General features: G+C 64.1%; 16 protein-coding genes. 13 read left to right on the forward strand and 3 right to left on the reverse strand.

What is annotated here, in order from left to right; all coding sequences use genetic code 11:
• The first annotated feature begins 160 nt into the window (after positions 1 to 160).
• On the forward strand, positions 161 to 1615 hold the full coding sequence (locus ACQPXH_RS11125; protein ID WP_433602221.1) for a class I adenylate-forming enzyme family protein: 1455 nt from the start codon (positions 161 to 163) through the stop codon (positions 1613 to 1615).
• Positions 1616 to 2108: 493 nt separating this feature from the next.
• On the opposite strand, the gene ACQPXH_RS11130 is transcribed toward ACQPXH_RS11125, so the two are convergent.
• Positions 2109 to 2816: a MerR family transcriptional regulator gene (locus tag ACQPXH_RS11130; protein WP_433602222.1), complete on the reverse strand. Its 708-nt coding sequence runs from the start codon at positions 2814 to 2816 to the stop codon at positions 2109 to 2111.
• 260 nt (positions 2817 to 3076) lie between these two features.
• On the opposite strand from ACQPXH_RS11130, the gene ACQPXH_RS11135 reads away from it, so the two are divergent.
• From ACQPXH_RS11135 to ACQPXH_RS11180, 10 genes are all read left to right on the forward strand, one after another.
• A complete protein-coding gene (locus ACQPXH_RS11135; protein ID WP_433602224.1) occupies positions 3077 to 3529 on the forward strand; it encodes a hypothetical protein in 453 nt (150 codons plus the stop codon).
• A gap of 53 nt (positions 3530 to 3582) precedes the next feature.
• Positions 3583 to 4476, forward strand: a complete 894-nt coding sequence (locus tag ACQPXH_RS11140; protein ID WP_433602225.1) for an ROK family protein — start codon at positions 3583 to 3585, stop codon at positions 4474 to 4476.
• 310 nt (positions 4477 to 4786) lie between these two features.
• Positions 4787 to 5938 carry a GAF domain-containing protein gene (locus tag ACQPXH_RS11145; protein ID WP_433602226.1) on the forward strand — a complete coding sequence of 384 codons (1152 nt, stop codon included), beginning with the start codon at positions 4787 to 4789 and terminating at the stop codon, positions 5936 to 5938.
• 122 nt (positions 5939 to 6060) lie between these two features.
• Positions 6061 to 7056, forward strand: a complete 996-nt coding sequence (locus ACQPXH_RS11150) for a conjugal transfer protein (RefSeq protein ID WP_433602227.1) — start codon at positions 6061 to 6063, stop codon at positions 7054 to 7056.
• An 18-nt stretch (positions 7057 to 7074) separates the two neighbouring features.
• Complete coding sequence (locus tag ACQPXH_RS11155; RefSeq protein ID WP_062991015.1) at positions 7075 to 7335, forward strand: hypothetical protein; 261 nt, start codon at positions 7075 to 7077, stop codon at positions 7333 to 7335.
• Positions 7332 to 7862: a hypothetical protein gene (locus ACQPXH_RS11160; RefSeq protein ID WP_433602228.1), complete on the forward strand. Its 531-nt coding sequence runs from the start codon at positions 7332 to 7334 to the stop codon at positions 7860 to 7862. Before ACQPXH_RS11155 ends, ACQPXH_RS11160 begins: the two co-directional genes overlap by 4 nt.
• The gene (locus ACQPXH_RS11165) at positions 7862 to 10390 is read left to right on the forward strand and encodes an ATP-binding protein (RefSeq protein ID WP_433602229.1); all 2529 of its coding nucleotides are present in this window, start codon (positions 7862 to 7864) and stop codon (positions 10388 to 10390) included. Before ACQPXH_RS11160 ends, ACQPXH_RS11165 begins: the two co-directional genes overlap by 1 nt.
• A 32-nt stretch (positions 10391 to 10422) precedes the next feature.
• The gene (locus ACQPXH_RS11170) at positions 10423 to 12912 is read left to right on the forward strand and encodes a hypothetical protein (RefSeq protein WP_433602230.1); all 2490 of its coding nucleotides are present in this window, start codon (positions 10423 to 10425) and stop codon (positions 12910 to 12912) included.
• A gap of 51 nt (positions 12913 to 12963) precedes the next feature.
• Positions 12964 to 13872: a hypothetical protein gene (locus ACQPXH_RS11175; RefSeq protein WP_433602231.1), complete on the forward strand. Its 909-nt coding sequence runs from the start codon at positions 12964 to 12966 to the stop codon at positions 13870 to 13872.
• Positions 13869 to 15305, forward strand: coding sequence for a DUF4226 domain-containing protein (locus tag ACQPXH_RS11180; RefSeq protein ID WP_433602232.1), 1437 nt, complete (start codon positions 13869 to 13871; stop codon positions 15303 to 15305). The genes ACQPXH_RS11175 and ACQPXH_RS11180 overlap by 4 nt, the downstream gene beginning before the upstream one ends.
• A gap of 28 nt (positions 15306 to 15333) precedes the next feature.
• On the opposite strand, the gene ACQPXH_RS11185 is transcribed toward ACQPXH_RS11180, so the two are convergent.
• Entirely contained in the window at positions 15334 to 16512 is a 1179-nt protein-coding gene (locus ACQPXH_RS11185; RefSeq protein WP_433602233.1) for a transglycosylase SLT domain-containing protein, read from the reverse strand.
• Complete coding sequence (locus ACQPXH_RS11190; protein WP_433602234.1) at positions 16512 to 17558, reverse strand: transglycosylase SLT domain-containing protein; 1047 nt, start codon at positions 17556 to 17558, stop codon at positions 16512 to 16514. The genes ACQPXH_RS11185 and ACQPXH_RS11190 overlap by 1 nt, the downstream gene beginning before the upstream one ends.
• A gap of 699 nt (positions 17559 to 18257) precedes the next feature.
• Between ACQPXH_RS11190 and ACQPXH_RS11195 the strand changes: the two genes are divergently transcribed.
• Positions 18258 to 18734: a hypothetical protein gene (locus tag ACQPXH_RS11195; protein ID WP_433602235.1), complete on the forward strand. Its 477-nt coding sequence runs from the start codon at positions 18258 to 18260 to the stop codon at positions 18732 to 18734.
• Positions 18735 to 18935: 201 nt separating this feature from the next.
• On the forward strand, positions 18936 to 20369 hold the full coding sequence (locus tag ACQPXH_RS11200) for a hypothetical protein (protein ID WP_433602236.1): 1434 nt from the start codon (positions 18936 to 18938) through the stop codon (positions 20367 to 20369).
• Positions 20370 to 20392 lie beyond the last annotated feature (23 nt).

Consider the following 20392-nt stretch of genomic DNA (forward strand, 5'->3'; position numbering starts at 1 on the left):
GGGTTCCATTGCTCACCTCTTGTTCCCCCTTGCCGGGAGGTGCCGGGGAAGCTGCCGCGACCTGCGATGGGTGCCGTTCGTGACCCCCACTCCCGATTGCGGAATCTCTTAATTCCGCAACGGGAGTGGGACACCACCCGCGCCATCGGAAGGACAATTGATGGATGCCTGCGATCGGCCGTTTCTTGTTTCCGCCGATGCCGATCCGCTTCTATCATTCGGTCAGTTGGAGGCGTGGGCTGAAACCGTCGCACGGAGTTTGCGGAAGAATGGCGTCGGTGCCGGTGACGTAGTGGTCGCCGAGCTACCGAATTCGCCTGCCTTCGCCGTCATAATGTCGGCCGCCTGGAATATCGGTGCGGTATTCGCGCCGGTGGATCCGCGGCTGAGCGCGCGGGAGAAGCAGCAGATTTTTACACTGGCTCGGCCCCGAGTGGTGGTCGCGTCGGCCCTCGCTTCGAGCGATTCGCCGACACTATTGTGGCGCAACCCGTTCGAGCCCCCGGCACAGCTGGAGTGGATCCCGGCCCCGCCTGCACGCCGCGGGGGCTGGATGCCGACGGTGCCCGCACCGACGGTGCACGAGGACGACCGCCTGATCCTGTTCACCTCCGGCTCCACCGGAGCGCCGAAGGCAGTGGCACTGTCGGAGGCCAATATCGCCGCCGGAATCGCCGCTGTCGCAGACCATTTCGCACTCACACCGGACGACCGCACGATCGCAGTGCTGCCGTGGGCGCAGAGCCACGGCCTGTTCGCGAACCTGATGGCGACACTGCGCAGCCGGTCCACCATGGTGCTGCCCGCCACGGGCGAGGCGCGCCGAACGCATCGGCTGCTGGATGCGGCGGCGCCGACGTGGCTCACGGTGGTGCCGATGCAGCTGGCCGGTATCACCGCGGGACTGGTGGCATCGCGAAAGCGCGCACGCGGCATGCGTTTCCTGCGCACCGCCTCGGCCCCGCTGTCCCGTCTCGCGGCCGAGCGCGCGGAGCGGCTGCTCGACTGCCCGGTCGTGGAGGCACTGGAACTCGCCGAAACCAGCCACCAGGCGGCGGCCGATCCGCCGTCGTGGGAGCGGGTGCCCGGTACGGTCGGTACCCCGACCGGCGTCGAATTCCGTTTGGCCGGTGACGAAATCGCGGGCGGGCGCGAATTGGAAGTCCGCGGCACGGCACTGTTCAGCAGATATGTCGGCAATCCTGCCGCCACCGCTGCTGCCTTCACTGCCGACGGCTGGCTGCGGACGCGTGACGTGGCGCGCCGGGAAGAAGACGGGCGCCTGCGAATCCTGGGTCGGCTCAGCGAAATCGCGCACCGCGGCGACCACGCGGTGGCGCCGGTAGATGTAGAGGCCGCGCTGGACGAACATCCCGATGTCGTCTCATCGCTCGCGACGCGGGTGCCGCATCCGCACCTCGGCGATGACGTCGCGGCGGTCGTCCATTTGCGTGCGGGTTCGCAGACCACCAAGCGCGACATCATGCGCCACTGCCACTCCCACTTGGCCGAGCACCAGATTCCGGGGCAGTTGCGCCTGGTGAACCGGCTCCCGCAACTGCCGAACGGAAAACCCAGCCGTCGCATGGCGGCACAGTTGTTCGAAGTCGGCTGAACAACCGACCGACGAATGAATCATCCTGTCCTGCACGACCTTACCGTGGCGCTTCCCGACTGAAGCTTGCCTCCCCGCCACTTTCGGCTCGACCTCGGAAGCTCGTTGAATCGGATGCCGAGGACATCGAGCGTAGTCGAATTGTGGCTGGTCAGTCAGCACCGAACCACCTTTCGACTACCCTCGGCGGGCTTCGGGGGGCCGCAGCGCTACGGGTGCTGTTGAGCGGTGCCTGCACCGACGCAGCACCACACGCGGCCGCCAACGCGCCGTATCCCAGAACTCCAAGTCCGACAATGCATTCGGGCGGCCCGTCCGGCCATCCCCGATCCGCTTGCCGACGAGACTATCCGATCTCCCGAACACGCATACGAACATAATTGGTGGTCGAACACCGAAAACCCTTTGGGCTCAGGGTGATTCGTACAAATTCGCATGGAAGCGCGCGACTGTTACCGACAGCACATCGAATTGTTCTGGGCAGAATTCGATATCAGCTCGGCGGCAGTTCGGAATGTCTGGCGAAGGCCTGATCGATCAGCTCCGATGTGGCGCGCGTGGCGATCAGCCGCGCGATGGCCAAATCCGATTCGAGTTTGGCGCGGTCCTTCGGTGTGCGCCCGGACTGTTCGTAGGTCTGGCCCGCCAGGAAGTAGAACAGTTGGGTCGCATACTGATCGGCGATCTGATTGCAATCGGCTCTGAGCCGCTCGACCAGTTCGAAAGCGTCGCGCGCGGAAATACCCGCATCGACGAGTCGGGTAGTCAGGTCGCCGCAGCGCGGATTGGTCACCCGGTAGGCCTCGTGCGGATCGCCGCTGGCGGCGAGCGCCTGCTGCACGTACTCCGGAAGTTCCGGGGGTGCCTGTCTGCGCTGCGGCCGGGGTGAGCCGGGCGCGGCGACCGTCGTCGGCTCGGAGACGGGCTGGTCGTTGACGCCGAGCACCTCCGCCAATCCGTCACCGCGATCCCAGGCCTCGAGCAATTCCCGAATCCCGTTCAACTTCATGCCCCGACTGAGCAGACGACTGATCGTCTGCAGTCTGTTCAGGTGATCCGACCCGTAATAGCCGATGCGCCCCCGGACATCGGGGGACGGGAGGAGTCCTCGTTCGTGGTACACGCGGACGCTTCGCACGGTGGTATCTGCCGCCCGCGCAAGTTCGTCGATCGTGTACTCGGACCCAACAGCCATATCCATAGGAAACCACAATTCGCCCCAAGCGGATGGCCCGCGAACAAATGTACCGTTAACTGACGATACGCCAAGATCACATGTTGGTCAACGTGCCGTTAAGTAGCGGCAGAAGCGATTGCTCACTGTCGAATCGTGAGTTAACGTTCGTTGGACCAGCAATCATCGCTGGCCCTTCCGGGGACTGTTGAGCAGCCCTGATGACCGCCTGACCAATGGGCCCGCACAACGGAGTTGGCGCGCCCTCGGCATCCCCGGAGACGGCTATGAGCATCACGCAATTTTCTTCCCTCGTCGTGGAAACCGTTGTGACAGCAAAGGTTTCGACGCTTCCCAGTGGTTCGGCCCATCGGCCGCCCTGTGCGGACGGTCCCGACGACTGGGATCTGGACGTCGGCACTCCGGACTCCTGGCGTGCAGCGATGCGAATCTGCGAGAGCTGCCCGGTTTTCGCGAAATGCGAACAGTTGGCGCAGACGCTCATCGAGCGCGGCACCGGCCCCCGCGCGATGATCTGGGCCGGAATTCCCTACGACAGCGCCGGCAAGGTCGTCTCTGACCTGGACCGTCATCGCGTCACCCCGATCGACCACAAGCGGCCGCTGCGGATCATCCGAACCGGCTCGCGTCCGGCCCCCGCCGAACCCGCTCCGGCGGCCCCGCGCCGTCACATCGTGCTCGGCCGGAGGCTGGAACCGACCGGAACCGGCGCGCACTGACCTATGCTTCGTCCACTGTTCACGACGGACTTCATTCTGGCGGTGTGTAACTCATGACGATGTTGGCTCTCGAGATCGGGCCGAACGGTTTCGCGGCGAGTCGGGTGGCCGACGATGTCGGTGAGGACGAGATCCGGCGGGTCCCGATCCCGGCCCGCGCGGCCTGGGACAGCTGCCGTGACCTGCTGCTCGAGGCCGCCGACGGCGGGGATGTGACCCGGGTCGGAATCGGCTCCGTCGGCCCGCTCGATATGGCCGCCGGTGTGGTCGCACCGCCCGGTATCGCCGAGTGGGGGACGGGTTTCGGGATCGTGGCGGCCGTGGAAAAGCTGTTTCCGAACGCCATCGTCCAGTTGGCGCTCGACGGCGTGTGCCTCGGCCTGGCCGAGCGAAACTTCGGTGCTACCAACGATGTGCTCGACGCACTCGCGGTCATGGTCTCGGACCGGATCGGTGCCGGGGTCATGGTCGGTGGTTTCGTGGTGGTCGGTCGGACCGGAAACGCGGGAAACCTCGGCCATGTGCTGGTGCCGGGCTTCGATGAGCGCTGTGAGTGCGGGGGGCGGGGCTGTCTGGAGGCGGTGGCGGGCGGAATCTCGGCGGTGAAATGGGCACGCGCGCAAGGCTGGCAGGGCACCTCGGTCGACGACCTGGTCGGTCAGGCGCGTGCGGGTGACGAACTCGCGGATGCCGCGCTGACCCGGGCCGGAACGGCGCTCGGCGGCGCGATCGCCTCGGTGGCCGCACTGCTCGACCTGGACCTGGTCGTCCTCGGCGGCACGCTGGCGGCGCCGGGCACCTCGCTCTGGAAAGCGCTCGGCGCCGCTGTCGCGACGCATGCCAGGCTCGGCTATCTGACCGGATTGCGGGTCGTGCCATCGGAACTCGGCGAGGTCGGCGTGCTGGCGGGTGCGGGTGTATTGGCGTTGACGGCGGGAGAGGGTTAGCCCGTCGCGGTTGCGGGCGTGGAATTACGGCCTGGGATCAGCGAGTTCGTCGCTGGTCCCGGGTTTTGTGCTGCGATTTGCCGCATCTCGCGCGAACTGCGCTGAGCTGCGGGAATTCTGGCGTCCGTACGCACGTTCTTAAGCGGACGTTAAGAAAAGACCGCTCGGTGAACATGTGGTGGTCGCGTCATGCAGACTGCAACTGATGTCGACATCTGTAAGCCTGTTGAACGAGCCGTTATATAGCGGTACATTATCCGTGTCACACACAGGTGGCGGCTTCCGACGAACGGTTGATACGGGCAGTGCGATGACAAGTGGCGCAGTAAATCCTTGGATAACGATCGAGACGTTGACGCCCGAGGCGATGTCGGTGGCGTCGGTAGGGGACGCACCGCGTGGATTCGCCGACTGGCAGCGAGTGCTGCAGCGGCTGATGGCGCGGACTCCGGCGCTCTACGACAGCCTCAAGACGCGCAGTCTGATCGATGCGATCCGGGCAGCGCGCGACGAGGCCGAGGAGGTGGATCTGACGCTCGCGACCGGTTCGGGTCCACATGCGCTGCGGATACGACCGGTGTTCGGGCCGGGTGGCGATGTGCACGCAGTCCGTTTGTGGATGGGCTCCGCCACCGCGACCTGCCCCGAATTGCCGCCCGCGGTGGGTGCGATCTGGGACCTCGATACCCAGACCATTCAGCAGCCGATCGGTGCGACCCGGCTGACCGGGAACTCGGCCGAGCAACACGTACCGGTGATGTCGATCGCGGAGTTGTTCCATCGGATCTCGGCCTTCAATCGACATGCCGAGGTCCTGGATCTGCTCTACAGTCCCACGGCCGGTGACAGGCTCCAGTTCGAGGTCACGGTCACCGATGGTCCCGAGCGGCCGGGCCGGTGGCGGATCAGCATCCGCGCCCGCGACGACGCTCGCACGCACGGCGCGTGGTTGTTGATCGAGGATGTCACCTCGGACAATGAGCTCTCGGAGTGGCCGACCCTGGAGCGGGTCGGATTGCGCGAGGCCCACCGCCGGGCCGGAACCCACCTCGCGATCGTCCAGACCGAGCGCGCCAGCATCTCGCACTGGCTCACGGATCCGGCGCCCTGGATTCGATGGGACTATCTGTTCCGGCCGGTAGATGTCTTCCATCCGGATGACCGCGTTCGTTTGATGGCACTCAGCGATCGGCTGCAGTCCGGCGATACGGCGGGTGTCACGGTGCGAGCGCTCAACTACGGCGGCGGTTACACGCCGACATCGCTGCTGCTCTATCCGTATCCGGGCTATCCGAGTCGGCAACTCGCCATCGCCCAGTTGGTACGTGTCGCCGATGACATGCCGATGCTGGAATCCGGGCGCAACGCGCTGGAAACCCCGCAGGGGCAGGCGCCGATCGGGTACGACGATCAGCTGCAGTATCGGCTCGCGCATCGCTTGAAACGTAGCCCTGTGTACTGACCCGCTGTCCCCATTACTGGGAACGATGACGGGGGCTGGAAATGATGGTGCTCTCTACCATTTCGGGAGTGCGGACAATGGTTGGCAGATCGACGGATTCGGGCGATGAATTACTTCGCCGAATGGTCGCACGCCGCCGCCGCGACAATGTGATCGTCGCGGTGCTCGCGGTGCTGGCCGTACTGGGTGGCGGGCACGCGATCCTCGATTTCTTCGCATCGGATCCGCCGCCTCCATCCGACAGCGCGACGCCCGCGACCATCGGTCGCGCGCAATTGGCCGGTTCCTTCGCCCAGCAGTTCATTGTGACGTACTTGAGTTCGGTTGCCGGACAACAGGATCGGCTCGGTGAATATGTCGGAGCCAGTGCGCAGCAGATCACCCTGCCCTCGACGGCCCGGCAGGTATCGGACCCTGCCGTGGTGTACGTGTCGCGCGTGGGCAGCTTCGACACACTCGAGGTCTGGTCGGTGACCGTATCGGTCAAGGTGGGCAAATCCGCTCCGACTGCCAGCAGTGCTTCCGGTACCGCCACCGCCAACAACAGCGCCGGTGCGGACACCCGCCAGTTCTATCGGGTCGGAGTATCGGTTCTCAACGGTCGACTGCGGGCGCTCGCGCTGCCCGCTCTGGTCGAACCGCCCAGTCGCGGCGCCGATCTGGCGCAGGCTTACTCCTCGCCCTGTACGGCGGACACGCCGCTCACGCAAGTGGCTTCGGGCTTTCTGACGACCTATCTGACAGGTAATGGCGATGTAGGCCGGTACGTCACGCTGGACGCCGGCATCGCCGCGCTGCGCCCGGCGCCGTTCACCGCCGTCGAGACCGTCGCGGTCACCTCGGACGACAACAGTTGTGGCGCAGCGCGTACGCACGCGCAGGTGCTCGTCACCGTCAATCCCAAGGCCGACGGCGGGGCGGTCGCGACGCTCGCCTATCCGCTGACCATGGTCCGCGACGGTGGCCAGTGGCAGGTGCAGTCGGTCGATGCCGTACCCGCGATGACCAACCCGCCTGCCGTGATCGCCGACCAGCAGAACTCGCGCGCAAGTGCGCCGAGCTCGACGACCTCGCTGCCGTCGACAACGGTGCAGATTCCGCGGGCTACCCAGAACTGATACGAAAGAGGCACGGCCATGGGTAATTTGAGCGCCATCCTGTACAACATCCTGATCTTCGTCCGCTGGGCGGGCCTGATCCTGATCACCATCCTGAGCATGGGTGTGCTGATATCCGAGGCGGCCAAATCCAAGCTGTCGCCGGCGAAGATCCTCGCCGTCGCCGGATCGGCGCTGCTGGCCGCAGTCCTGTTCTGGATACTCCCGACGCTGGTCAACTACGCGCGCACCGACTCCAACATCGTGGTCCCCGATCACCCCATCGGTGGCTATCGATGAGTCAGCAGGTGATCAAGGTCTTCACGCCGATCAAGCGGGTTCCCACCATGATCGGCAAGGCCCAGAACGGGCAGAAGCTGCCGTTCGGGCCGTACACGCTGCCGCAGGTCGCGGGAGCGGTGGTGTTGATGGTGATCACCTCGGTATGCGCGATGGTATTTCCGGTCAATCCGGCAGTCACCTTTTTGGTAGGGCTGGTGCTGACGATCGGCGTCGTCTTCGCTATCGGACTGGTGCCGTATACCGGCGTCCGAATGACTTCCCGGGCGTTGTGGGTGGGGCGGCTCATCGTGTTTCGCAAGCCGGTGTCCGCATCAGGTATGCCGGTCAACGCCGATTCGGCGCGGCACACCATGTTCATCGAAGAGTCCGTCGTCTTGGTCCTGCCGGATAGTCCGACAAAAGCAGTGGAGAGCGCGAAATCCGATATCCGGTTGCTCGATGTGATCGGTGTCGGCGGCAGCGGGACGGACCTGCGCAACTGGATCAACGGCAACGGTGGCCCAGCATCGGAAGGGAGCCGCTGATGGCGTTCGGACGAGATCTACAGCCCACCGCCGCGATTCGCGGAAATCTGCAATTCACCCATTCGGGTCTGGTAACCGCGACCTACTTCATCAATCCACTCGGCTACGGATTGCGCAAGGCGAGTGACAAATATGACGTGAAAATGGCCCATCATGCGCTGATCAACAGTCTGCCGAGTGGTTCATTGTTGCTCGGAATCCAGGCGCGGCTGAATACGATCGATGTGCTGACCAAAATGGTGGAGGGCGTCGATCTCGACGAATGCGAGGATTACGCCGACGAGGTCGTGGCCTCGTACGAGCGAGTCCGTGCGATCGCACCGCAGACCCGGATCTTTCTGCTGACAATTCCGGTCGGCACGGCGAACTCCGGTATTTCGGCGCTGTCGCGGATGTGGCGTGGCAGCACCACAACGATCGACGCGACCGCCGTCTCACGCGCTGACCTGGATGCCTACGACGACAAGGCGAACGAGATCCTGTCCCGGATCGGCGGCGATTTCGACCCGGTTCCAGTGCCCGCGGCGCTTTTCCAATGGCTGTGGGAGCACTACCTGTCGCGCGGCGCGGCGGGCGATCCGGTGGCACCGACCCGGGTGGGCGCGCTCGACGACGCGACGGCGGCGGTGTTTTCCTCCGCGGCGCTGGACGAGGGCGCCCAAGCCGACAGCAATCGGCGGATTCGGCCATCCTTCGTTCCGGTGATCAAGGTCGTTCAACCGGATTACGAGTATCGCCCGTCCTATCAGGCGATGCTCACTCCGCATTCTTTCCCGTACGCGGGCATGCGTTTTCCCGGGGGCAGCGAATTCCTGAATGTGCTCGAGGGCCTCGGCGACGTCACGGTCGACTGGGGGATGCGAGTGTCGACAAAACCCGCGGATCAGGTGCTGAAGAACAATGAGCTGAGTCTGCGCCGACTCGGTGAGCAGATGGATCAGCGCGACCAGGAGGTGTCGTTCGCGCAGAACACACTCACCTCGAAGGCGCAGATGCTGGGCGAATACAACCAGCATTTCGAGGTCAACGGCGGCGAGTCGGAGGTGTCCTTCACGACCGTCATCGCCATCGGTGGCCCTTCGCGTGAGATCACGATGGATGCGGTAAATAACCTCAAGCGCCGCTACAAGCGATTCCAGGTCGATATGACGGCCCCGCTCGGCACCCAGGTCGATCTGTGGTCGATGCTGGTTCCGGGCAGCCCGCCGCGCCGCGCGTTCGACGATTTCGCGCATATCGTGCCCTCGGATATGTGGTCCGGTTTCGTCCCGTTCATCACGAGTCAGATCGGCGACGACAGTGGCCCGGTGATCGGGATCAACCTCTTATCCGGTCAATACGAGCCGATCCACTTCGGCATCATGGAGGCCGCGCTGCACGATCTGTCCGCTTCGTTCGCGGTCACCGGTGAACTCGGGTCGGGTAAATCCTATTTCCTGAAGCTCATGGCGGCCCTCGTACACGATATGGGCGGGCAATTCCTGGCCATCGACCGCAGTCAGGTCGGGGAATGGGCGCATTTCGCCGCGGCGATCGATAATGCCGTCGTCATTGATTTGGCGAATCCAACGGTGTCACTGGACCCACTGCGCATGTTCGAACCCAGAATCGCCGGCGAGCGTGCGCTCGACTCGATCCTCCCGCTGCTCGATCTGTCGCCGACCTCGGGTGCGGGCGCCGCGGCGAGCAATCTGCTGACCGCCCGCGGCATCGCCGAACATGGCATCCGCAGTTTGCTGGATCTGTTCCATGTCGTGCGGCGACTGCGTGATCAGCCTGGCAATCAGGAGGAATACGCCGACCTGGCCGCGCGCCTCGGCACGATTGTCGAGCGCGTGCCGGTGCTGTTCGACCCCTCGCTGAAAACATTGCGGCTCAATGCCGCCGCCACGGTCATCCGCAGCCACCAGCTGGCGCTGCCGACCGCGGAAGAACTCACCACCCCACATCTGTACAACCGGTTGCCGCTGACGAAACGACTCGGAACCGCGCTCTACGAACTCGTCGGCGTCGCCGCTCGCGAGGCATTCCTCACCGATAACGGCAGATTCGGGCTGCTGGTGGGCGATGAGGCGCACCATTTCACGCAGACTCAGGTCGGATCCGCGGTCACCTCGGACTTCAGCCGGGACGGCCGTAAGCACCTGGCGGCGATCGGCTTGGCCTCCCACGATCCGGCAACCGACTTCCAAGGCGCGGCGCACAATCTGATCCCGAACCGGTTCGTTTTCCGTCAGCGCGACGAGACGTTGGCGCGCAACAGTTTGGAATGGCTCGGCGTCGATTTGGAGGAAGCGCCGTTTCTGCTGCAGGTCTTGCGGGAAGAGACGTCTCCGCCGGTCGGTACCGGCCGTCAGGTGCCCGAGGAACGCCGCGGTGAGATGTTCATGCGTGATGCGCTGAACCGGATCGGGCGCGGCAAGGTGCTCGGACCGGCCCGGATCGATCGGGCTGCGGCGATTACCAGCACGCCGACTTCCGGTGGGGCCGCGCGTACCGCTGCTCCGGAGAGACAGGCAGTCCGGTGAGATTCGGTACCGGTCGCGATGATCGACGAGGATTGTCCGACTTCGGAATGGTCGAAGAATCGGAGCTATTCGATCCGGTTCGATGGCGCCCGTCAGCGATATTCCGGCGATGTCGCAAGTGGATCGGCGCGACGCGCCGTCGGCGCTGGATCACTTTGGCGCTCGTCGCACTTGTCGTGCTGTTCATCTGTCCAGGCATCATGGCGGTGCTGGCCGGCGCGGAAACCAGTACGGGGACCGTATCCGCGCCCAATAGTGCGCTCAGCTGGATGCGGATGAAAGATTCTTCGGGAGTAGAACTCTCGAACTATCTGTTCGCCACCAATCGTGGCGGAATCCTCAGCCCCGGGAACATCATTATGTCGTTCCTGATCATCGTGCTGTTCGCCATCTGGCTGGTGCTCACGGTCACCGCGATCTGGCTGCCCACCGACACCCTGGATTTCGGGTGGCTGAATGTCGTCAGCAAGCCGCTGGAAGGTGTCGCCCACGCGCTGTCGGGACAGATCGCGACGCCGATCATGTTGGCGACCGCCGCTGGGATCGGTGCGTTTTTCGTCGGTTGGTTCATCGTGCGCGGCTATTTCTCCAAAGCCGCGATGCAGGTCGTGGCGATGGTCGGATTCGCGGTGCTCGGCCCGCTCTTCCTGGCCGAGCCGCTGGCGGAGGTGCTAGCGCCTGATGGGCTGCTCGCACAGGGGCGTAATCTGGGCATTTCGGTGGCGGCCGGTCTGAACGGCAATAGCAATCCGGATCCGAATCAGCTGATTCGGACGATGCAGGCCGATATGGCGGACAACTTCGCGCGACGTCCGTTGCAGGTGTGGAATTTCGGACACGTGGTGGACGACAGAGCGTCTTGCAAGGCGGCGTGGTCGGCCGGTGTCATGGCCGGTGACGAGGACCGGGTCAAGAACGGGATGAAGTCGTGCGGGGACAGCGCCGCATATGCGTCGGCGGACAATCCGAGCGTCGGCCAGATCGGCGCGGGAATTCTGCTGCTGTTGTCCGGTGCGGTGTTGTTGCTTTTCGGTGCGTACCTGGCCATAAAGGTGATCTGGGCCGGGCTCGATTCGATCTACTACGGATTCATGACGATCTTCGGATTCGCTGCGGGTGGATTCGTCTACGGGCCGACACAGACGTTCACCGTTCGTTGTGTTGTGCACGGATTCGTCTCGGCCGGGCGCATGGCTGTGTTCGTCATATTTCTCGGCGTATACGAGTTGTTTATCGGCGACCTGTTCAAGCAGGCGGGCGAGCAGGTCATGTCGGTTTTCGTCATCGGTGCGATTGTGGAAGTCGTCGCCATATTCCAGTTGAAGCGCCTCAATGCGAGTCTGGAGAAGGGCAACGATTGGATTGCGAACCGATTCGCGCTGGCCATTCAGAATGGCGGCGCCAGAGTCGGAGCGGGTGGGGGTGGCGGTAGTGGGACCGCTCTCGGCATGGGGCAATTCGGCACCAGCCACAAGATGGGGGGTATGGGGTTGATGGCGCTGATGGGTGGCGCCAGCACGCTTGCCAACTCGCCATTGACCGAATGGATGATGATGGGGCTGCCCGGATCGTTCCATCCGCAATCCAGACTGAAGAAGGCGATTACGAAATCGCAGGGAGGCGTGTGGGCCGAGGACGGTCGGTTCGGTGGACGGTACGGCTGGTATTCACAGTCCTATATGAACCGCGAACTCTTCGCGGCCAATGCCCGCGAGGAAGCTGAAGCATACGGCGGTCTGGACTCCTTCCTGGGCAATGCCGCAGCGGTGCAAGGCGTTATTGATGTGAATGGCTCTGCGGCTGATGCGTACGGGGCTATGATGTCTGCCGGTGCGCGGAACGAGAAACGGGCGCGACTTGCGGCGCGCTCGCGTGCGACTATCAGCCAGGCTGCTGCCAATGAACCGCTCCAGGACCGTGACCTGGCGTTCTTGGCCGCTGCTTTGCGGCATACCCAGAATTCAGCACGCATGCTGATCAATGGCAACGGGTCTGCCGAGGAGGTCGCCGCCAATATGGGGACTCTGCAGCAGGCTGCTCGGGAATTCCGCAGGGTCAGAGCGGGTGGTGTTACTTTGGCCGACAACAGCAATCCTTATTATTCACATCTGAATTACGTCGAGCAATATATGAGCGACATCGCCACGGACCCTCATTTGGCGCGAGCGAAGATGGAGGCACTGAATGATGTGATAAACGGCAAAACGTCCACCAGCGCCGAATTTCGCAGATTGCAGGCTTCTGGTGTCGACGAGATGACGGCAGATCGTATGAAGCAGTGGATTATGAACGAACATGCCAAGAAATCGCAGACTGCTGCTAACGCGCTAATTCGTAACGCGGACGATCCAGAGGCAATCCGTAAGCTCCGCGACCAGGTCTACCAGGCCGTCCGCTCGGAACATTTCGGCTCGGGTCGATCCGGAGATTTGTCGAATACGGTGACGCCACGCGGAACGAATGCAGCCGATCCGAGGTGGCAGCCAACAATGGCAGAGGTCCGCAGGCTGCTGGGGAATTAGTCTGCGCCCTCGGGAACGTAAAATCGCTGGTCCTGCACGGAGAGGTATTCGATGATCGGACGTCTCATGTTCCTCGCCATGATTCCCGCTTGGGCGTGGTTGTTGCTGGCGGTGATGTCCGGACTCGGCACGCTTCTCGTGATCATGGTGCTTGTCATCGGCGGTACGACGTCGGCCATCTCCGCCGACCTGCACTATCAGTGCGACAGTGCAGTCGGGCCGGATCCGTCGCAGGCCGAGACCACCGCACCCCGCACGACCACTGCTTCCGGCTCGGGCCCGGCCGCCGCGGCCTCCGCCGCGCCGACCGTCAACCCGTACGCGGAACTGACTGTGGCACCGGATGATACGACCGCCTCGGACTGGCAGCGCGCCTGCGCGAGTGCGATCCACACCGCGCCGTATCAACTGCCGCCATTGCAGACGACCATGAGCGGATTGCTCGGCGACTGTGCCCGCGAATTGGCTATCAATCACGCGCTGAAAGCATCATCAGGAAGTGCCGACGGTGCGCCGAGCGGCCCGTCGAGTGCGGCAGGGCTGACGCGGGATGTGATCTATCAGGCCTCGGCTGCCGCGGTGACCGGGCATTGCGATCCGACGACGCAACCGCCGGACGACACCGAACCCGTCGCACCGCCCACCAGGGCTACGTCATCGCAGCCCGGATCGACGGCGGTCGCGTGCGGGCAATCGTCCAGTATCGGGAAAGCGGTGATCGTCCTTCCGAAAACCGTTGCGGCCCAGGCGGCGTGCGGACAGCGGGTCGATCCCGCCGCGGTCTCGGCGGGTGATCTGGTCTTCTGGGATTACCGCAGCAACGCACCCACCCGGACCGGAATCGCCCTCGGCGCAACACAAGTCATGACTTATGATCCCTATTCCGGACGGTTCGTCGAGCAGTCGATGCCGACCGGCCGTGATGTCCGCATCAAACGAGTGCTGGGGGGTGGATCGTGACCAGCGCGGAGGTGTGGCCTGCGGACTACCAGGTCGAAGTCGTCGACGAGCCGACCGAAGGCGCTGGGGGAGAAGGGGATTCGCAATCCGGCCCGGCGACGCCGTGGTCGGGTAAACAAGAGCGCAAGGAAAAACCGCGCGCGGGCACCGGTCCGGCGAATCCGGGATCCGGTACGGCGCCTGGGCAGAACGGTTCGTCACCGGCACCGGGGCAGAACGGTGCGCCCGCGACGCCGCAGGGGCAAGCGGCCCAGGGCGGACCCGCTCCGGGTTCGGCTGGCGCGCCGCAGGGTAATGTTGTTGCGCCGCCGGGTCAGTCGGTGGGGCAACCGCCGCCTGTTGCTCAACCGGCTGGGCAGGGGCAGGACCATCGTGGGGAGCCGGATCCGTTGGTGGATCCGGATACGGTGGCGGCGTTGGCGCCTGCGGCTTTGTCGGCGGGGGCGATGGCGTTGGGTGTGTTGCCGATGCTGGCCTCGGCGTTGGCCGGTTTGGGTTCCGGTGGTGGTAGCGGCAGTGGTGGTGGTAGCGGTGCCGGTTCTGGCGGTGATGGTGCGGATGGGTCCGAGGGTGGGTTGTCCCCGGAAGCGCAGAAGGCGTTGCAGGCGTTGAAGTTGCTTGCCGCTGTTTATGGTGATGGTAAGACCGATGATCCGGAGGTCAAGCAGTTACGGCAGCAGTTGGGGATCAACGGGACCGGTTCGGGGGCGACCGCGATCAAGGCGCGGCAGTTGTTCCAGAAGAATGCGGCGACCGCGTTCAACAACCTCGACAACCAATTGGGTTCCTACATCACGGGTTTGGCCGGTAACCACAAGGTCGACAAGAAAGCGGTCACTACGCTGATCCGTGAGGTCAACGTCGCTCTGGCCGAACTCGGCCCCCAGGCCTACACCAAGGCCGGACGCCAGAAGGTCCACCAAATCCTCACCAACGCACTACAAAAAGCCAGCCAAATCGTCACCGGCAGCAACGCCAGCGCATCCGACACGGCAAGCGCGATCAACAGACTCACCAATCAGTACCTCTACAACATCGCCGGAAAGAAATACGCGGGCTCGACCGCCGGTACGTCCGCGGCTGCGGACAAGGCGGTCCAGGTCGCCATGGCCCAACGCGGTGATCCGTATGTGTGGGGTGCCGAAGGTCCGAATTCCTTCGACTGCTCGGGTTTGATGCAATACGCCGCAGCTCAGGCGGGTGTGAAGATCCCACGGGTGGCCTCCGACCAGTATCGACAGTTGCCGAAGGTCAATCCGGCCGATATCCGCCCCGGCGACTTGATCTTCCCCGACGCCCAGTTCAACGGGGGCAGTCCTGGTCACGTCATGATGTATATCGGAAACGGCCAATGTGTCGAGGCCCCACATACCGGCGATGTCGTCAAAGTGGTCAACCTGCCCAGCGGCTATCACGCCAGCCGCTGGTCTTGAACGGTCGGATGTCGGCCGCCGGGCTCGCTCAGTAGCCGACGTAATGCCCGCCTTCGTGCATCGCCTGGATGCCGGGCACATTGCTGACCGAACCGTAACGGTGGATGGCGTACCGCACGCCCGCGATGATGTTGTCGACCGGGTTCCATACATCGCGGTGGCCGGGCAGCGAGTAGGCGTCGAAGGTGGGATCGATGGTCTGCATCAGGCCCTTGGACGGAGTTCCCTTGGCGGCGTTGCTGTCCCAGAGATTGATCGCATTCGGGTCGCCCGCGGATTCGTGCTGGATGATCGCCGCGATATCGGCGGGATCGATGTGCCGGGTGTCGTAGCCGTTGGCGGCCAGGATGCGCAGGGCGTCGTTGATCCACTGCCCCTGGCGACCGGAGGGGCGCGTGCGCGGCGGACGTGCGCTGGATCCGCCGGTGCTCGGCTGCGCCCGGCGCGGCGGTTGCCGGGTCGGACGGGCGTTCTGTAGGAACCGATCGGCGAGTGCGGCAACCTTGTCCGCGGTGATCGCCGCCGCGGCCTGTCCCTGTCCGAGCACGGTGCCTGCACGCTGTAAGGCATTACTGAGTGTTGTGATCAGCATCTGGCGGCCTGCGGTGGTATCCGCGACGCCGCCGAGTGCGGTCATCGCCGTATTCACCTCGGCGACAATGCCATCGATGGCCGCCCGGCCCCGAATCGTGCTGTCGGCGGCGCCGCCGAGCAGACGCCCGAGTTCGGCGTTCACCGATTGCGTCGACTGTCCGCGTCGTGCGGTGTCGATATTGTTCGCCGCGTACCGGTCGCCCGATTCGCCGGGCCATGACGTCGGTTGTCCGGAACCGAGCGCGGGTGGTGCGTAGGGCTGACCGGTATCGGCGGTGGGGTCGGCCCTGCCGTACTGGGCGGCCATGGACGCCAGCGCACCGAGCGCCGCCGCCGCGTATGGTGCGCTGGTGCCGAATCCGGCGAGTGCGTCGGGTCGGGCGATGGGCGATCCGGTTGCGGCGGTGCCGGATTCGGCCACCGGTGCCGCGGTCGGGCCGCGCGCGGCGGTCGCGGCAGGCTGCTGCGCGAGTGCGGGCGCCGGTCCAGTCGGTGCCCGCGGCGAATTGCGTCGCGTCGCGCTCCGGCGTGGTGTGGATGTCGTTGTGCTGGGCCTGGGCTCGTGCGCGTCGCCGAGGCTCGGATCCGGTGTGTCCCGCTGCGGTGGTGGCATCAGTAGGGCTCGTACGCTCGGCCGCTGCGTACCGCCTTGACGCCTGGCACATTGCTCACGGAGCCGTATCGGCTTATCGAATAGCGGACCCCGGCGACGATATTGTCGACCGGGTTGTAGATGTTCTTATGCCCGGTCGCGGCGTACTGATTGAAGGTCGGGCCGATGGTCTGCATAAGCCCGATCGAGGGGGTACCCGCTGCGGCATTGGAATCGTAGTTGTTGGTGGCACTGGGATTGCCGCCCGATTCGTACTGGATGATGATCGCGATGGCCTGCGGATCGATCGTGCTGATGTCGTAGCCCATCTGTTGCAGTACCTGCAGTGCCTGCTTGATCCAGTCACCGACGGTGCCGCCGGGCATCTCGCCGCTGCTGCCGCCCGAGTATTTCTTTCCGGCGATGTTGTAGAGATATTGGTTCGTGAGCCGATTGATGGCCCTGGCGGTACTTTTCGCGCTGGCGTTGCTGCCGGTGACGATTTGGCTGGCTTTTTGTAGTGCGTTGGTGAGGATTTGGTGGACCTTCTGGCGTCCGGCCTTGGTGTAGGCCTGGGGGCCGAGTTCGGCCAGAGCGACGTTGACCTCACGGATCAGCGTAGTGACCGCTTTCTTGTCGACCTTGTGGTTACCGGCCAAACCCGTGATGTAGGAACCCAATTGGTTGTCGAGGTTGTTGAACGCGGTCGCCGCATTCTTCTGGAACAACTGCCGCGCCTTGATCGCGGTCGCCCCCGAACCGGTCCCGTTGATCCCCAACTGCTGCCGTAACTGCTTGACCTCCGGATCATCGGTCTTACCATCACCATAAACAGCGGCAAGCAACTTCAACGCCTGCAACGCCTTCTGCGCTTCCGGGGACAACCCACCCTCGGACCCATCCGCACCATCACCGCCAGAACCGGCACCGCTACCACCACCACTGCCGCTACCACCACCGGAACCCAAACCGGCCAACGCCGAGGCCAGCATCGGCAACACACCCAACGCCATCGCCCCCGCCGACAAAGCCGCAGGCGCCAACGCCGCCACCGTATCCGGATCCACCAACGGATCCGGCTCCCCACGATGGTCCTGCCCCTGCCCAGCCGGTTGAGCAACAGGCGGCGGTTGCCCCACCGACTGACCCGGCGGCGCAACAACATTACCCTGCGGCGCCGCAGACGCACCCGGAGCAGATCCCGAACTGGCAGGCTGCGCGCCGGAATTCGGGCCTCGGGCAGCTGTTCCCGGTGCCGCATTGTTGTTCGTCGATCCCTGGTTCGCCGGTGATGACCCGTTTGGTCCGGGAGTCGTCGGTTGACCAGGTGCGGCCGGGGTCGTACGTCGCCGCCTGTTCGACCACGGGGTTACCGGAGCGGACGGCCCCTGCTCGTCACTGCCCTCATCCGCCTGCTGCTCGACGGCGATCTCCGCCTCGGCACTCGTCACCGTGCACCGCCGAGCGGCCACCGCGCGCGAGCATGGGGAACCGGCGGTACCCGACGCCCGAGTGGCAAGCGGTGGAGGTACATCCGGTATCCCTCCTACAGCGATAGCCCGCGAACTGGAACAACGTGGTGGCCACGGCAATTCGTGCACGTCAGTGCATGTCCTACTGTCATCATCCTGACTCGTTCGACGCGCACATCAGGTTCCCACTGTTGGGAATCCTCAACAATGAGAGAGGTCGATAGATGTTCCATGCATGGTCGTCAACGGTCTATCGCAGTGTTGACGCGCACTCGACAGCGGATAGGTGATCATATGTTCGGTCTCGGATGGCGCGATATCGTCTCTGGAGTCGCGAGCGGTGTCGGCTTCGCCTTCGGTGGACCGGTGGGCGCCGCGCTGCTCGGCGGGGTAACGGGTGGGATCATGGCCGCCACCGAGGGTAAGAGCTTCGACGAATGCATGGAATCCGCGCTCATCGACGGCGCCTTGGGCGCAATTCCTGGGGGATTGGTCGGCGGTGCCGCCAAGGGCGCCTTCCTCAAGGGCGGTGCGAAGGCGCTCGGCGAGAGCTTCAAAGACGCTGGAACATTGTTCTTGAAGAAGGGCGCCTCGCAACAGTTCGGTGGATTTGGGAGCCGCCTGGCATTCTTGCGGGCTCCGATGAACAAGATGGGCTTGGGCACTATGACCGCGACAGCGGCCACGGCCTACGGCAATAAATCTTGGGATCAATATAATAAGTCGACGCCGGACGCTCTTGCCGAACTACCCACCACGCTCATCTCGTAACGGTTCGGGCCGAGGAGCAGCTCCTTGAAAATTCACCTCCCAATGCGGATGCCTGATCCGAATCAGATGGGCGACGAGACAGAGTATGCACAGTACAGGCCACTGACACAGACGACAGAGTGGTACAAAACGCTGCCCCAGAAGTTCCAAGGTTATTTCGACAGTTGTGGCAACGGCGAGGAGAATAAGGGCACCCCACCGGTGATGGAAGTGCCCCACCAGGTCGAGGGTTCGGGTCTGGCCCATTTCACGAATTACGCGAGCACAGCATCCAGCCTGCAACAGGCGGCCTATTTGATAGATGACTCGGCCAAGGCGATTGCGCCGCTGGCCAAGAAGACCGAGGCCATCTCCATCGCCGCGCAGAAGGCCGTCAATGAAGGAATCGACTACATTACCAACCAAGCCCCGACTGTGCCCAAACCGGGGATGAAGGAAGACCAGCACATCTACGAGTTCTGCAACCAGGCGATCCAGTCTGTCGCTAGTGCTTTCGACGACGCGGCGAACGCGAACAAGGATGTCAAAGACGGGGTCGACAATCAGGCCGCGGACATGAAAAAGCTGGAAGACCAGATCAAGCAGCTCCAACAGGAGAACGCGAACCTGAAGAAGCAACTGGCCGACCCGGCGGACGTATCCCAACTGCCCGCGGTGAACCCCACGCAGAATCCCGCCGACGTCGGTTCCATCGACGATGGTTCCACGGTCCCCGGCCTGGACAACCTCAATTCGGACACCCCCGGGGTCGACACCGGAAACACGCCGACCGGTGGGTCGCTCGACGACAAGGTGCAGCATGCACTCGACGACCTCAACAACAGCGGCACGAATCCGAGTACCGCCACGCCGGCATCGGTGCCGGACACTGCTGCCGCGTCACCGGCGAATTCCGGTATGGACATGATGAGTTCGATGCTGCCGATGCTGATGGCGCAGATGATGAACCGCGGTCAGGCCGATACCGACCTGAACAACCGCCGCAGCGAATACGACCCGTACGAAGACGAACTCCGCGCCGTGCCCGCAGCCGTCGCACCGGCCCAACCGGCGGTGCAGGCCGCGACCAGCACGCCCGCGCCCGCGACCAATACCGGACCTCCGGCGAATGCGTCGTCCTCGCAGCCGACGGCCGGAGTGCCCGGCCGTACGCCGAATTCCGATGGAACCGTGGTGTACACGTTCCCGGACGGCCGGACCCAGAAGGTATCCGTCACTGTCGCACAGGCTTTGGATGCGGCGTTCGGCAACGCCAGCGGCACCGATGCCCAGGCGGCATATGGGAAGACCCCGGCGAAGTGGTCGGACAAGAAGCAGATCGGGACCCCGGTCGATCCGTACCAGCTGATGACCGGCGATGTCGCGGTCTGGGACGGGCGCACCGCGATCGTGGTGGCCTTCCCTGCCGACGACGGTGGCACGCTGGAGGTCGTGGTCAACGGCCAGATGAAGCAGTTCGCCCCGGAAATGTCCGACAGCGCTGGGGAATTCGGCCAGTTCGTCGGCTTCAACCATCCGAAGGGCATCGAGGCGACCGCACCGGAGGATCACGATCAGGGCAAGATGGGCGGTATGCCGGTCACCGGCGATCCGTCGGCGGGTGCGGCCATGCCAGCCGTGGCCGCTCCGGCGTGATCGTGAGCCGGATGGTGAGAGGA

The sequence above is a fragment of the Nocardia sp. CA-135953 genome (assembly GCF_050955735.1).
Classification (GTDB): Bacteria; Actinomycetota; Actinomycetes; order Mycobacteriales; family Mycobacteriaceae; genus Nocardia.